At 71.3% G+C, this 15037-nt stretch carries 9 protein-coding genes and 1 pseudogene; 5 read left to right on the forward strand and 5 right to left on the reverse strand.

Going from position 1 to position 15037, the window contains the following annotated elements; all coding sequences use genetic code 11:
* Positions 1-36: 36 nt before the first annotated feature.
* The gene (locus ABZ656_RS25265) at positions 37-2160 is read left to right on the forward strand and encodes a hypothetical protein (protein ID WP_360270626.1); all 2124 of its coding nucleotides are present in this window, start codon (positions 37-39) and stop codon (positions 2158-2160) included.
* Positions 2157-4196: a hypothetical protein gene (locus tag ABZ656_RS25270; RefSeq protein ID WP_360270628.1), complete on the forward strand. Its 2040-nt coding sequence runs from the start codon at positions 2157-2159 to the stop codon at positions 4194-4196. Before ABZ656_RS25265 ends, ABZ656_RS25270 begins: the two co-directional genes overlap by 4 nt.
* A gap of 189 nt (positions 4197-4385) precedes the next feature.
* Here the strand turns inward: ABZ656_RS25270 and ABZ656_RS25275 are convergent, their stop codons facing one another.
* Positions 4386-4892 (reverse strand): hypothetical protein, encoded by a 507-nt coding sequence (locus tag ABZ656_RS25275; RefSeq protein WP_101401638.1) that lies wholly within the window; start codon positions 4890-4892, stop codon positions 4386-4388.
* Between the two features lie 152 nt (positions 4893-5044).
* Between ABZ656_RS25275 and ABZ656_RS25280 the strand changes: the two genes are divergently transcribed.
* The gene (locus ABZ656_RS25280; RefSeq protein WP_101401639.1) at positions 5045-7741 is read left to right on the forward strand and encodes a SpoIIE family protein phosphatase; all 2697 of its coding nucleotides are present in this window, start codon (positions 5045-5047) and stop codon (positions 7739-7741) included.
* A gap of 367 nt (positions 7742-8108) precedes the next feature.
* Here ABZ656_RS25280 and ABZ656_RS25285 read toward each other — a convergent pair whose 3' ends face one another.
* Together ABZ656_RS25285 and ABZ656_RS25290 are read right to left on the reverse strand one after the other, a co-directional pair.
* Positions 8109-9059 (reverse strand): GNAT family N-acetyltransferase, encoded by a 951-nt coding sequence (locus tag ABZ656_RS25285; protein ID WP_360270637.1) that lies wholly within the window; start codon positions 9057-9059, stop codon positions 8109-8111.
* A gap of 21 nt (positions 9060-9080) precedes the next feature.
* Positions 9081-10292 (reverse strand): annotated as a pseudogene (locus ABZ656_RS25290) (glycosyltransferase); the annotation flags it as partial.
* A 539-nt stretch (positions 10293-10831) separates the two neighbouring features.
* Between ABZ656_RS25290 and rsgA the strand changes: the two are divergent.
* Positions 10832-12001, forward strand: coding sequence for a ribosome small subunit-dependent GTPase A (gene rsgA / locus ABZ656_RS25295; protein WP_101401640.1), 1170 nt, complete (start codon positions 10832-10834; stop codon positions 11999-12001).
* 356 nt (positions 12002-12357) lie between these two features.
* Positions 12358-13725, forward strand: a complete 1368-nt coding sequence (locus ABZ656_RS25300; RefSeq protein WP_360270639.1) for an AlkA N-terminal domain-containing protein — start codon at positions 12358-12360, stop codon at positions 13723-13725.
* Between the two features lie 25 nt (positions 13726-13750).
* Here the strand turns inward: ABZ656_RS25300 and ABZ656_RS25305 are convergent, their stop codons facing one another.
* Both ABZ656_RS25305 and ABZ656_RS25310 read right to left on the reverse strand, forming a co-directional pair.
* Entirely contained in the window at positions 13751-14491 is a 741-nt protein-coding gene (locus ABZ656_RS25305) for a peptidase E (RefSeq protein ID WP_168512418.1), read from the reverse strand.
* Between the two features lie 36 nt (positions 14492-14527).
* On the reverse strand, positions 14528-14896 hold the full coding sequence (locus ABZ656_RS25310; protein WP_101401642.1) for a PPOX class F420-dependent oxidoreductase: 369 nt from the start codon (positions 14894-14896) through the stop codon (positions 14528-14530).
* Positions 14897-15037: the final 141 nt, after the last annotated feature.

Genomic DNA, 15037 nt, shown 5'->3' on the forward strand with positions numbered 1-15037 from the left:
GGCGCACCCGTACGACCGAGAGGACGGCAACCGCTGGTGACCAGCACCTCGCACCCCCAGCTGACGGAGCCGGACGGTCCGCGCTGGAAGACGCTCGCGTTCACCGTCCCCTCGGGCCGGCGCCGGGTCGCCCCCGTCCGCTTCGGCCCCGAGTCCCGCCGCGATCCGCTGCTGCCCCAGCTGATCCGCAACGGACTGCTCGACGACGAGGGGCAGCAGTGCGTCCAGGTCCGCCTGAACGCCGCCGACGCGGCGAACCCGGCCGCGCGCGCCCTGCTCGACGCGGAGGCGGGCACCGCCCTGCAGCTGCACCGGGCGCTCGACGACACGGAGTACACGGCGCTCTTCCCGAGGATCGTCGGCTACGAACTGGACGCGGCCGAGCCGTTCCTGCTGTACGCCGCGCCGCGCGGCACCGCCATCGCACGTACCCACGTGATGTCCGCGACCGACCAACGGGTCCTCACCCGCGACCTGATGCTCGCTCTGTGCCTGCTCGACAGCCAGGAGCTGGTGCTGCGGGGCATCTCGCCCGCCACCGTGCTCTGGGACGGCGCCTCGGTCCAGCTCTGGGGACTGGAGGGGGCGGCCCGCACCGGACGGCCGAGGAGCCGGTGGGGCCGGGCGCCGTACTGCTCGCCCGAACAGCGCCGGGGTGAGGGGCTCGTCGACTCCCGGGACGCGGTGTGGAGCGCCGCCCAGGTGCTCTACCAGCTGGTGACGGGCAGGCCCGGCCCCGGTGACCGGGCACCCACCGACCTCGGCGAACACCGGGTGCTCGCCGAGACGTTGCGGGGCGCCTTCGCCCCGCTGGCCGCCGACCGGCCGACCCCCGCCGAACTGCTCGACCTGCTGGCACCGGGGGCCGCCCGGCGTGTCACGCTCACCGTGCCCGCCGACGAGACCCGCGCGCACCGGGAGGCGTTCGAGCAGGCGCTGCGCCTCAAGCAGCAGGCACCCGTCACCCACCAGGAGTCCAGGACACCGGCCGGGCGCAGCAGCGACGGCCAGGTGCTGTGCCCGTACTGCCTGGAGCACATCCAGCTCGATCTCGCCTCACTCTTCGTCACCGACAGCAGGATGCAGTACAAGCCGCTGGACGTCTCGACGATCGGCAACGCCCTGCGCCGCCAGGACGTCATGCGCGGTGCCGTCCAGAAGTGCACCGCGGACCGGGACTTCCCCGAGCACTTCATCCCGGTGCCCTACCTCACCTACGGCCGCCCGCTGACCGTCGCGATGGTCGGCCAGTCGTCCACCGGCAAGAGCCATCTGCTGACCCAGATGATCGCGGAGATCACCGACGGCGGCCTGGAGCCGTTCGGTCTGAAGTGGCAGTCCGTCAACCCGGAGCAGCACGCCCGGTTCGTACGGGAACGGGTGCAGCCGCTGCGCAACGGCAAGGTTCTCGACCACACCGGCGCCCTCGGCCTGGACGGCTTCGCCCGCTTCGTGGAGTCCCTCCTGATCACCGACGCCCACGGGCAGGTACGTCCGGTCGCCTTCTTCGACCTCGGCGGCGAGGACCTCGTACGGACCGACGCCGCGCTGCGCTTCCTGCTCGGGATCGACGCCCTGATCTTCGTCGTCGACCCGGCGCTGGCCCTTCCGCTGCCGCATCTGGACCACGCCAGGGAACGCTGGGGTGTCGAGGTGAACCGGGACGGCGACCTCGCCTTCGGCACCGTCCTCGACCGGCTGCCGAAGAACGGACCGTATCTGGACGTGGCCGCCGCGATGGTGCTCGGCAAGGCGGACCTCCTGCGGTTCCAGCCGCCCGTCGACCGGTGGCTCGGCCAGGCACCGGCCACCTCCCTGGACCCCGAACGGATGCGTGAGGAGAGCCGGGACGTGTACGGGCTGCTGCGACAGCACGCCGGGCCGGCCTGGCTGCGTCCCTTCGACGCGATCCGCCGGTGCACCCTGCATGTCGCGTCGGCCACCGGCGGCCAGGAGGACCAGGGCCGTTACCCGGCGGGGGCGGGGCCCCGGCGGGTGCTGGAGCCGCTGCTCGCGCTGCTGGCGCTGCACGGGATGGTCGAAGTGCCGGGCGGCGCCGAGGCGTTCGCCGTGGGAGAGGCGCCCGCGTTCGAGGCGGTGCCGTCAGGGAGGGCCGGACGAACCGGGGAAGCGGTGGGGACTGTGAGGGAGACGAAGTGAGTGACTTCGGGGATCGGAGGAGTCCGGCCGCCCACGGGGAACAGGCCGGCGCGCACGGGCCGGGCGATGGCGGCACCGGAGGCTCGGTGCACCAGGTCGTCTTCCGGTGGGACGGCAACCAGGGCCGCCAGGGCACCGGCATGAAGGCCGTCGCCCATTCCTGCTCGGCCGGGCGCGCCGAGGAACTGGGGCGGGAACTGGGACCGCTGCTGTGGGTGTCCGGTACGGCCGCCTCGCGGCAGAGCGTCGTACGCACCCTGTCCCGCGACGGCGACGTCATGCTCGTCCAGCGCTGGCCCACCACCGACCGTGGCGGCCGGTCCAGCACGATCAGCCATGTCCTGATCGGTGACCCCGGAACCCTGAAGACCCGCCAGTGCCTCGGCCTCTCCTACGGCGGCTGGGGCAGCCGGGAGTCCGCCGAGAAGGCCTCCGGACGCCAGCGCGTGATCGAGTGCGCGCAGCTCGACGCGCTGGCGCGCAAGCGGCTCCCGACGATGCTGGAGCTGCTGCCGGCGGTCAAGCGCGCGCTGATCCTGGTCGCCGCGGAGTGGCTGCGCGATCCGGCGCAGCGGGTGTCGCTGCTCGCGGAGGAGAAGGGGCAGCCCGGCTGGCCGGACCAGGAGGCCGTGCCGGTGGCGTATCTGGGGCTGTTCCTGCTCTTCGGGCCCTGGCTGGGGCAGGAGTGGACGTTCGCCACCCACGACACGGTGGACACCCATCAGCTGCGTCTGACGTGCGTCCCGCGCTGGGAGCCGGACGCGGGCGGGGCCGGTCCGCTGGCCCGGGTCATGGGCCGTCGGGTCACCCCCCAGTTCGAGCACAAGGCGGCGGCCCGACTGGTGGACCACCTCCTCGACCACCTTCTCGCGCACCCCGACGCCGCCCCCGGGGTGCCCCAGCTGGTCGAGGAGCTGGCCGGCGGCGCGGAGCTGGAGTGGACGCGGCGGCGCGTCCTGCTGAACGAGATCCTCAGCACCGACCGCCGAACCGGCACGCGTACCGACGCGCCCGCGCCCCGCTCTGCGGAGCCGGGCCCGGTCGGGGAGGGGGACGAGGACCAGGAGCGGGCCGAGACGACACCCGCGCCGAGGCCCCCGAAGCCGTACGCGTACCCCGACCCGTACCTCGACCCGCACCCGGACTCGTACTCGGACCCGTATCCGGACCCGTATGGAGACCCGCATTCGAACGCGTATGCGGACCCGGCGCCCGCGGGCTCTCCCCCCGCGGATTCTTCCCCCACGGCCCCTGAGCGACCCCTGCGGACGCCGGTCCGGATGCCTGTCCAGACGCCGGTCCAGACTCCCGTCCACGAGGCGTACGGGCTCCACGAGGACCTCCGTGACCATCGGCGCGGGAGCCACATGCAACGCAGTCTCCTGGCGGCGCGCCTGCGGACCCTGCCCGACGAGTTGCTCCTGGGCGAGCTGCGCTCCGCCGATCTGCCGGTGGAGTCCGTGGAACTCCTGCTCGACGAGCTGGGGAACGACCACCGCGTCCAGGAGCGCCGACCGGAGATGCGCCACGACCTGTGCGCGGAGGTGCTCCACAACGGCCTGTACTTCACGCCGTACGGACAGGGACCGGAACCCGTCTCCCGGACGGCCATGGTCACCCGGGCCGCCGACCTCTTCACCTGGGCCGTCGCCCCGCTGGCCCGGGACGAACGCTATCTGCGCGATCTGCGCGAGCTGCTCCACCGCATGACCCGGGACAGCCACCCCACCGGGGGCAACTGGCTCCGCCAGAGCATCATCGCCCCGGCGAACGGCGAGGCCCCCGACCTGCCGCCCGTCCTGTGGCAACAGATCCTGCGAGACGTGCTCAGCCGGGGCGAGCGAGTCCCCTCCGCCCTTCAGCCGCCCCACGCCGTCCCAGCGCTCACGACGGCCCCGGAACCCTCCTCCACCCCGCCGAGACCCCCCACCCGCACGTCCCGGCTCTCCGACCTGGCGAACAACCCGGGCTGTGTGATGGGAGCCGGCTTCGGCGTGATCGCCGTACTCCTCACGATCGTCCTGATCGCCCTGTGAAACACGGGTCGAAGCCGGGGTCCGGCAGCGGCTGCATGAGCCGCTGCCGCCCTGGCTGCCTCACCTGATCACTGACGTGTGTCTGCCATGGGGCGTCTCCAAGCTACGGAAACGCCACATCGTGCTCGCGTTCACACCCGGCTGCCTCACCTGATCACTGACGTGTGTCTGCCATGGGGCGTCTCCAAGCTACGGAAACGCCACATCGTGCTCGCGTTCACACCCGTCGTGCTGGAGGTGGAGTCGGCGGAGGTCCTGCAGGGCGGCGACGGGAAACGGGTGCTGGACCCACTTCGCCAGATAGCCGTCCTCGCCGTGGAGCCGCAGCACTGATTGAGCGGCCTCCATGACGACGTGCCCGAGGAGGGCGCGGGTCTGCGTGGAGGCCCAGAAGGGTGTTCCTTCCCGGTCGGGCACATCGAAGCTCGTGGACATGTCGGGAAACCGGTAGATCGCGATGCCGACGTCCGGGCCGCTGCTTCGGAGGACCCACCTCGCTTCGGCCGGTTCGAGGTCGAAGGAGAAGCGCTGGACGGCGATGGTGCCGTAGAGGCCCGCGACACCATGGAGCAGGTCGGCAAGGGCATCGGTGCAGTAGCTGACGATCTCCTGGTGCTCCGAAGAGCCGTCCGCGATGCGGCAGATCGCCCAACCGCTGCCATCCAGCGTCCAGCTCAACTGGAGATCGTTCGTCATCCCGCCCCTCCCGGTGATCGTCTCCGGACACGGTACTGCGGAGAGATGCCGCCGGTTCCGCTCGTGCCCCGCCCTGGTGTGCGCGTCCCCGGGCGATCATGCGTCACGCGTGGGCCATGGCCGCTCGGGATCACCAGTGCTAGAAAGGTCACATGGCGAATCGTTTCGCCGGTTTTCGACGCTTTTCTCTCAGGCCACTGGTGAGCAGGAGCCCGCGGAGCGTAGCCGGGCAGGTGTTCGTTGTTCAGGTGGCCCTGGTCGTGCTGCTCGTGGCCTGTGGTGTGTTCGCCCTCGCGCTGCAGTCGGAGCGGGACACCACCGCCGAGGCCAAGCGCCGCTCCATAGCCACGGCGGAGACCTTCGCGCACTCGCCCGGGCTCGTGGCGGCAATGCGGAGCCCCGACCCGAGCAAGATCCTCCAGCCGCTCACCGAGGCGGCCCGCAAGGCCGCCGGGGTCGATTTCATCGTGGTCATGAACACCAAGGGCATCCGCTACACCCACCCCCTGCCGAGCCGGATCGGAAAGCGGTTCGTGGGCACGATCGGGCCGTCGCTGGCGGGGAAGGTCTACACGGAAAGCGTCCACGGCCCGCTCGGCCACGAGGTGCAGGCCACCGTCCCCGTCGACGACGCCGGGGGCAAGGTGGTGGGCCTGGTGTCGGCCGGTCTGAAGGTCAAGAACGTGACCAATCAGGTGGACCGGCAACTACCGATCATCCTGGGCGCCGGGGCCGGGGCACTCGTGGTGTCCACCGGGGTGACGGCACTGGTGGGCAGACGGCTGCGACGGCAGACCCACAGCCTGGCCCCGGACGAGATGACGCGCATGTACGACCACCACGACACGGTGCTGCACTCCGTACGCGAAGGAGTGCTCATCGTCGCCGGCGACGGGCGGCTGCTGCTGGCGAACGACGAGGCCAGACGGCTGCTGGAGCTGCCCCCCGACGCCGAGGGGCGGCTCGTGTCGCAGCTGTCGAACCTCGAATCCGAGACGGTGGAGCTGCTCGTCTCCGGGCGCGAGGCCACCGACGAGGTGCACTTCGCCGGGGAGCGGCTGCTGGCGGTCAACCAGCGGCCCACGGGGCGCGACGGAGGCATCGAGGGAACGGTGGTGACGCTGCGCGACTCCACCGAGCTCCAGGCGGTCACCGGCAGGGCGGAGGTCGCACGGGAGCGGCTCAAGCTGCTGTACGACGCCGGACTCGGCGTCGGCACCACCCTGGACGTGCGGCGCACCGCCGACGAGCTGGCGAGGGTCGCCGTCCCCCGCTTCGCCGACTTCGTCACCGTCGACCTGGCCGACGCCGTGCTGCACGGCGAGGAGCCGGCCCCCACGGCGACGGACCTGCGGCGCATCGCCGTGTGCGGCATCCGGAAAGACCATCCGCTCTACGAACGGGGCCGACTGATCGACTTCGTGCCCTCGACGCCCCAGGCGCGCGGCTACGGCAGCGGCCACTCCGAACTGGTGACGGACCTGTCGACCGCCGTGGGCTGGCACGCGCAGGACCCGGAGCGCACCAAGGAGATCATCGACTACGGCATCCACTCCCTCATCGCCGCCCCGATCCAGGCCGGCGGTGTCGTGCTGGGCGTGGCCAACTTCTGGCGCGCCAAGCAGCACGAGCCCTTCGACGAGGAGGAGCTGTCGCTGGCGGAGGAACTGGTGGCCCGTGCCGCGGTCAGCATCGACAACGCCCGTCGCTACACCCGCGAGCACGCGCTGGCGGTCACCCTCCAGCGCAGCCTGCTGCCGCGGGCCCTGCCCGAGCAGAGCGCCCTCGACGTCGGCTACCGCTACCTGCCCGCCCAGTCGGGCGTGAGCGGGGACTGGTTCGATGTGATCCCCCTGCCGGGCAGCCGGGTGGCGCTGGCCGTCGGCGACGTGGTCGGCCACGGCCTGCACGCCGCCGCCACGATGGGGCGGCTGCGGACCGCGGTGCACAACTTCTCCACCCTCGACCTGCCCCCTGACGAGCTGCTGAGCCATCTGGACGACCTGGTCGCCCGCATCGACCAGGACGAGCAGGGCACGGACAGTGCCGCGGGCGTCGTGGGCGCCACCTGCCTGTACGCGATCTACGACCCCGTGACGCGTCGCTGCGTCATGGCACGTGCGGGCCACCTGGCGCCCGCGCTGGTCCACCCCGACGGAACCGTCACCTTCGTGGACGTGCCGACAGGGCCTCCCCTCGGCCTGGGCGGCCTGCCGTTCCAGACCGCCGAACTGGACATCGCGGAGGGCGCCCAGCTCGTCCTGTACACCGACGGCCTCATCGAGGACCGCAGACGCGACCTGGATGTGGGCATGGAACTGCTGCGCGAAGCACTGGCGGGGCACCCCGACCGGTCTCCCGAGGAGAGCTGCCAGGCCGTGCTGGACGAGCTGCTGCCCGGGCGTCCCAAGGACGACGTCGCCCTGCTCATCGCCCGCACCCAGGGGCTGCCGCCCGACCGGATCGCCGACTGGGACGTGCCGCTCGACCCGGCCGCCGTCGCCGGGATGCGCGACACCGTGTCCCGGAAGCTCGACGAGTGGGGCCTGTCCGAGCTCGGCTTCAGCATGGAACTCATCCTGAGCGAGCTCATCACCAACGCCATCCGCTACGGCTCCGAGCCGATCCACGTACGGCTGATCCACGACCGTACGCTCATCTGCGAGGTGGCCGACAGCAGCAGCACCTCGCCGCATCTGCGGTACGCGGCGACCATGGACGAGGGAGGCCGGGGCCTGTTCCTGGTATCGCAGATGGCCGAGCGCTGGGGCACCCGGTACACCCCCCAGGGCAAGGTCATCTGGGCCGAACAGGCACTGCCGCAGGTCACCGGGCAGCCCCGCCCGTGAACGCTGTCGGCAAGGATCAGGCCGGGCGCCCGGGCCGCGCTCAGGCGTGAGGAACCAGGTCCTCTTCCGTGCCGAGGTGATCCATGCCGGTGTCGACGTACATCGCCGTCACGTCGTCTCACCATCGGACCAGCGCACCATGAGCTCGAACCGGTTTGAAACGGTTCGAGCTCATTCGAGCCGGTGAAGTCGCCCGCGGTGATGGTCTCTGTGCCCGGTTGACAGAGCGGTCAGACCAAGATCAGAGCAAGAGGGGCGTTGGCCGGTGTGACCGGGTGGCAGTGCAGTGCCCGCCTGAAGAGCTCTCTCCGGATGTGGCCGAGCTGGGCGGGGAAGCCGTTTGCGGCCTCCCCGCCCGATGTCTGGATCAGTTCCAGGTCATGTTGATCGCGCGTTCGAAGTTGACGTATCCGGCGCGCTGGAAGGCGTTCGCCATGGGAGTGTTGCTGAGATCCGTGGACGCCCGGATGCGCGGGACCTTTTGCTCGGCGAGGACACGGGTGCCTTCGGCGAGGATCTCGTCGATGTAGCCGTTGCCGCGGTGCGCGGGCAGAACGGCCAGGTAGGCGATGATCGAGTTGTAGTCATTGCGGGCCGGGATGACGAACCCCACCGGATCACCACCGGGGAGCATCGCGATCCGCCACCAGTCCCGCGGGCTCGTGTAGCGTGCGAGCTCTTCCTCGTACTGGCTGAGCGCCGCTTCGCGGGCGGGCATCCGGGTCAGATCGCGCCGGCTGTGAGCGTCCAGAGTCCCGTCCAGGACCAGGGTCATCAGGGCGAGGATCTCCTCGGAGTCGCGGACCGGCCGGAATGCCAGGCGTCCGCTGGGCTCGGGAACGGGCGTCCCTGGGCGCCACTCCAGACGCAACCGTTCCACGAACAGCCGGGCACCGGTCCGTTCCAGGATCGTCATTCGGTCCTTCACGGCGCGCTCGGTCGCCTCGCTGTCACGCCAGTTGGACGGGACGAGGCGGCTGTAGTCGGGCGGGCTGGTCCCCGCGGGAAGGGTCTTGGCCATGGCGGTGTGCAGCAGTCGTCCGCCGACGTCCACGCGGTCGAAAGCCGCGCAGCTGTCGTCGAGGTCGAGGATGTCCAGGAGAAGCGGTGTGTCGTCTCCGGCCCGGCCCCACCACGCCGCCCTGGCCAGCAGGTGGTCGCCGCGCAGGGCGACCCACATCCATTCCGGCCGACGACGGCCGGCTGCGAGATCGTCCGCCAATTCCTCGTTGAAGGCGTAGGGAAGTCGGGAGAAGAGGTCGAGTTCGTCGCGCCCGGTGATCGGGCGTATGGTCAGGTCGTTCTGTTCCACGGTCAAGGTGGACTGCCCCTCTCGGCTGACCGCGTCGAGCAGCAGCTTCGCCGCCACGGTCGCCCCGTCGGTGCGGAACGTGTCGGCCACGGCCCTCGCCCGCGCGCCGGTCTCGGGGGTCAGGGCCTCCTCGAGCGCCGCCGAGAGGGACTCGAAGGTCGGAGTCGGACCGTCATGTGCCGCGCCGATGCCCAGGGCAGCCACCCGGCCGGCGAAATATGGCTGGTCCCCCCCTTGGGGTACCACGACCTGAGGCGTGCCGGCCCAGGTGGCCGTCGTGGTGGTGCCCGCGCCGCCGTGGTGCACGACGGCGGCTGCCCGGCGGAACAGTGCCTGATGGTTGGCCTCGCCGACGACGAAGCAGTCGTCCTGGTCGTCGATCAGGGCCAGGTCGGCCCAGCCGCGGGAGACGACCGCCCGCCGGCCCTGCGCGCGGATCGCCTTGATGACCGCCCGGGCGACGCCCTCCGGATCGCGCATGGGAACGCTGCCGAAGCCCACGTACACCGGTGGTGTGCCGGCGTCCAGGAACGCCACCAACTCGGCGGGCAGCGGGCGTTCGTCGGGCAGGACCCACGCGCCGGTCTGCACCACGTCGAGGTCCGCCGGCTGCTGCCACGGGGCCAGGACCGGGTCCGTGGCCAGCCACGGCTGGTCGGTGAAGACGTGGTCGCGGACGTTGTCCACCGGTGACAGGCCGATCGACGCCCGGTGGGTGTTGATGGCCTCGCCGAACACCGCCTGCGCGTCCTGGGCGTCCCGGTCCCACAGCACTCGATTGTCGGTCACATCAGGTGGGAGCGGCCGACCCGGCCGCGGCATCGGCGGGTGGTGCGGCGACGGCAGGCTGACCGGCTGGTAACTCGCGTACACGTAGCGGATGCCCAGTTTCTCGGCGACCGACCTCACGCCAGCCACGGCCGGCAGGAGGCCGGTCGCCACCAGCACGTCGCATCCCTCGGCTGCCGCGGTGACGTTGTCATAAAACGCGGCGACCAAATCGGCCGCGCGCCGGGGCACGCCTGCCGCCGACGGCGGCGTCTTCCCGGTCACCAACTCGCGCACCGACCGGCCGGTCGGCACCATCTCCACGTCGACCCCGGCCAGCCGCTTCGCGAACTCCTCGTCCGGTGGCGCGCACACCCGCACCTCCGCGCCCAATTCCCGTAACCGCACCGCGAGTCCCACCAGCGGTTCGATTCCCCCGCGCGAGTCATACCCCGACAACACCACACGCATTTAGTGGCTCTCGCTTCCGTAGATCCTGGCTTCGGTGGCAGATTCTGCGGTATGGCCGGGGCCTTGCCGCAAGCCCCCCGGTGCGCTATACGTTGATCACGGAGAGGAGTGAGCATTCCCCTTTCCCTTCTCCCTTCATCGTCCGCAGTGGACGGACAACCTCCCCGCGAAGCCGCGGCGCACCGCGTACGGCGGTACCGTCGGCCCAGGAGGACCTTCCATGAGCCACACGCCGTCTCAAGAACGCCTGTCGCAGTGAGTTCAGGCGTCGCCATCGCCCTTGCGGGACTCCGTGCGGACCGCTGTCAGGTGCGCCGTAAATCGATGGCGTCGTGGCCCGCGTACCTCTAGAGTCGGAACCGTTCGAGCGGCGACCTCGGGTTGTCGCGGGTGATTTGGCTTGTTCGGGAGGTGTGACCGATGGCTGTCGTTGAGATGGGCGCTGCCCGCATCCGGAAGTTCATCAAGTCCACCTCCGTGGCCTCCGGCTGACCTCTCTCTTCTCCCGCGCCAGCGAGCGCGGTGCCGGGGCCACCCTTGTGAAGGGTCACCCCTTGTCTTTCTCTTCCTTTCAGCTTCCTGCTTCGCATCCTCTCGCCCTGTACGGCTGGGATGGGGATTGGGAGGCCGAGTTCGCCCCGTACGCGGAGCAGGGTCTGTTGCCCGGTCGTGTCGTACGTGTCGACCGTGGTCAGTGCGATGTCGTCACTCCGACAGGCGTCATCCGTGCCGATACCGAGTTCGTTGTGCCCCGCGACCCGATGAAGGTCGTGTGTACGGGTGACTGGGTCGCCGTCGACCCCGAAGGTGACGATCCGCGGTATGTGCGGACGCTGTTGCCTCGCCGCACCGCTTTTGTACGTTCGACCTCGTCGAAGCGTTCCGAGGGTCAGGTGCTGGCCACCAACGTCGATCACGTTGTCATCTGTGTGTCGCTCGCGCTTGAACTGGACCTCGGGCGGATCGAGCGGTTCCTCGCGCTTGCGATGTCCTGCTCCAGTGGTGAGGTACTCCTGCATGAGTCGGCACTCTCCTGGGAGTCCGGAGCGCAGCCCCTGGTCGTCCTCACCAAGGCCGACCTCGTGCCCGACGAGGCGACGCTCGGACACCTCGTCCAGGACGTCGAGACGGCGGCGCCCGGGGTCCCGGTGCTGCCGGTCAGCTCCAGCGCCGGGGAGGGTCTGGATGTGCTCGCGGCGGTGCTGTCGGGTGGCACGTCCGTCCTCCTCGGACAGTCCGGCGCGGGCAAGTCGACCCTCGCCAACGCACTGATCGGCGAGGACGTGATGGACGTACGGGCCGCGCGTGACGTGGACGGCAAGGGCCGCCACACCACGACGACCCGCAACCTTCTCGCCCTCCCCGGCGGGGGTGTCCTCATCGACACGCCCGGACTGCGCGGGGTCGGCCTCTGGGACGCCGAGACCGGCGTCGGGCAGGTCTTCTCCGAGATCGAGGAACTGGCCGCCGGCTGTCGCTTCCACGACTGCGCGCACGACGCGGAGCCCGGCTGCGCGGTTCTCGCCGCCGTCGGCTCCGGCGTCCTTCCCGAACGCCGCCTCGACAGCTATCGCAAGCTGCTGCGCGAGAACCAGCGGATCGTCGCCAAGACGGACGCGCGGGTGCGGGCGGAGATTCGACGGGACTGGAAGCGGAAGGGGGCGGAGGGGAGGGCGGCGATGGACGCCAAACGGGGTCGTTGGCACTGAGCCTGCGCGGAACGGGGGTCCGGGGCTGCGCCCCAGGCCCCCGGGTGTGTTCTTCGGCTGCGGACGGGTGGCGGTTGGCCGCGCAGTTTCCCGCGCCCCTGAGCGCGGGGCTTCGCCCCGCGTTCGGGGTGGCGCAGTTCCCCACGCCCCTTGGGAGCACCGGCGCGCATCTTTTGGCCCGTCCGGAGTCTGAGGACCGGGGGCTGGGGGCGGAGCACCCGGTGGGGTGGAAGGGGCGGAGCCCCTGGGACGGGACGGGTAGGGGCGGCGGGGGCGGGATCAGGGTTTCTGGGTTGAGCGTCGTGTCTGAAAGCCGCCAGTCGAAGGGCGGACGGTGGCGCAGACTGGTAGGTGTGATTGACGCGGAGACCAGGTACGAGGCGGTGCGGAGCAGGGACGCCCGGTTTGACGGGGAGTTCTTCTTCGCGGTGGAGACGACCGGGATCTACTGCCGGCCCAGCTGCCCGGCAGTGACGCCGAAGCGGCAGAACGTGCGGTACTACACGACGGCCGCCGCGGCGCAGAGCTCGGGCTTCCGAGCCTGCCGCAGATGCCGCCCGGACGCCGTCCCCGGCTCCGCGGAGTGGAACGTGCGGGCCGACGTCGTAGGGCGCGCCATGCGACTCATCGGGGATGGCGTGGTCGACCGGGAGGGCGTCGGAGGGCTCGCCGTCCGGCTCGGATACAGCGCCCGCCAGGTGCAGCGGCAGCTCACCGCGGAGGTCGGCGCGGGCCCCGTCGCCCTCGCCCGCGCCCAGCGCGCCCACACCGCCCGCGTCCTGCTCCAGACCACCGGCCTGCCGATCACGGAGATCGCGTTCGCGGCCGGTTTCGCCAGCGTCCGGCAGTTCAACGACACGATCCGCGCGGTGTACGCCTCGACGCCGAGCGAACTGCGCGCGGCCGCCGCACCACGGGGCGGGACCGGAGCCCGGCGCACCCTCACCCCCACCGCCGGGATCCCGCTGCGCCTCGCCCACCGAGGCCCCTACCAGTCCGCCGCCGTCTTCGACCTGCTCGCCCACGAGGCGGTCCCCGGGGTGGAGGACATCGACGGCGCCCCCGGCCGCCGTACCTACCGACGCACCCTGCGCCTCCCGTACGGCACCGGAATCGTCGCGGTGGACGAACGCTCGCGCGGCTGGCTCGACGCCCGGCTCCACCTCACCGACCTGCGCGACCTCACCACCGCCGTCCAACGCCTGCGCCGGCTGTTCGACCTCGACGCCGATCCGTACGCCGTCGACGAGCGGCTGGGCGCTGACCCCCGGCTGGCCCCGCTGGTCGCCGCGCGCCCCGGCCTGCGCTCGCCGGGTGCCGCCGATCCGGACGAGCTGGCCGTGCGCGCGCTGGTGGGGCGGGCGGAGGCCGAGCGGCTGGTGCGGCGGTACGGGAAGGCGCTGGACGCCCCGAGCGGCACGCTCACCCATGTGTTCCCGGAGCCGGCCGTCCTCGCCGAGGCCGAGCCCGACGGCCCCCTCGGCGCGCTCGCCACCGCCCTCGCCGACGGCACCCTGCGGCTGGACGCGGGCGCGGAGCGCGAGGAGGCGCAGGAGGCGCTGCTGGCGTTGCCGGGACTGGACGGCCGTTCCGCCGCTGAAATCCGTACGCGCGCGCTCGGCGACCCCGACGTGGTGCCGCCGGGGGTGGATGTGCCGGACGCGTGGCGCCCGTGGCGCTCGTACGCCGTTCAACACCTCAGGGTGGCTGGGGAGTTGGAGTGAAGCACCCGGGTTGCCGTCGGGAACGTCAGTGTCGTGGTGCCGGGAGCAGGCGCGGTTCCAGGCGCTCCTCGACCGCCCGGTCCCCCTCGCGCCGGACGACGTACGCCCCCTTGCCCGGCGTCTCGCTGACGGTCTCGACGAGTTCGGTACCGCGGTAGACCAGGCCCACGCCGTCGTCGGTGCAGTGGCTGAGCGGCAGCGTGCCCTCGGCGACGAGCCGGTGGACCAGGGGGCGGCGGCCGGGGTCGGTGTCGTAGTGGACGCCGTTTCCGTACGGGAGGAAGCCGAGACCGTTGGTGAGCGGGCGCAGTTCGGGGCCGAAGGAGTCGGTGGTGCCACCCTGGAACCAGCAGATCGATCCGGCGCTCACCCCGCTGAGGACGACCCCGGCCTGCCACGCACGACGGAGGATCGCGTCCAGTCCGTGTACGCGCCACACGGCGAGCAGGTTCGCCACCGAACCGCCCATCACCCACACCACGTCCTGCTCCAGCACCGCCGCCTCGATGTCATCGAGGTTGGGCATGGGGAAGAGGTGCAGCGGCGTCAGGTCGAAGCCCGCCACGCGCGCCGCCTCGCTCATCCGGGTGGTGAAGTGCTCGGCGTCGCCGATCGCGGTGCCGACGTACATGACCCGGGGCCGGCGTCCGTGCACGCCCGACAGTTCGACTGCGTGGTGGACGAGCGCGTCGAAGGTCAGCCGGGTGCGGCCGCCGACTCGGTGACCACCCGATGTGGCCAGGACGGTGGGTTCCGTGGCGGTCATGGTCGGTGACCCTACCAAGCGCCGTCGGGGCTCCGGTCAGTCCTCCAGGCCCCAGCTGTGGATGCGCCGGGGATGGATGCGGATCAGTTCCTCGCTGAAGTGCGGCCCCAAGTCGTGGGGGCCGGTGAGGAGTTCGGCCTCGCCCCGGATGTCGATGCCGCGCACTTTCCACGGCTGCCGGCTGACGATGTCGTCGACGACGAGCGCCACCTTCGGGTTCTTCCGCAGGTTGCGCCACTTCTTCGTGGTGCCCATCGCGTAACCGCCGATCAGGATCGTCCCGTCGTCCTGCGGGAAGAAGCCGACAGGGTTCGCCTGCGGCTGCCCGTGGGCGTCTACGGTGGCCAGCCGGCCCAGTCGCTGTGTGGTGAGGTAGGCGCGTTCCGCCTCACTGAATTCGGTCATGGCAGCAGCCAAACACGCCCGTGCGCGGACCGCATCGGGTCCTGGTCCTAGGTCCTGTCGTCAAATTCCCGTCGTCCGCCCGGAGGGCGGGCCCTGCGGCGTCAGGTGCGTGCTCTCGGCGTGCCGGGCACAGGCCCTCGT

Origin of the sequence: Streptomyces sp. NPDC007095, from assembly GCF_040634475.1 — a bacterium.
In the GTDB taxonomy this organism is placed as follows: Bacteria; Actinomycetota; Actinomycetes; order Streptomycetales; family Streptomycetaceae; genus Streptomyces.

What these genes read in the sequence shown, in the direction of transcription:
- ABZ656_RS25280 (WP_101401639.1), top strand. Translation starts at nt 5,045, where the DNA reads ATGGCGAATCGTTTCGCCGGTTTTCGACGCTTTTCTCTCAGGCCACTG.
- ABZ656_RS25310 (WP_101401642.1), bottom strand. Translation starts at nt 14,896, where the DNA reads ATGACCGAATTCAGTGAGGCGGAACGCGCCTACCTCACCACACAGCGA.
- ABZ656_RS25305 (WP_168512418.1), bottom strand. Translation starts at nt 14,491, where the DNA reads ATGACCGCCACGGAACCCACCGTCCTGGCCACATCGGGTGGTCACCGA.
- ABZ656_RS25275 (WP_101401638.1), bottom strand. Translation starts at nt 4,892, where the DNA reads ATGACGAACGATCTCCAGTTGAGCTGGACGCTGGATGGCAGCGGTTGG.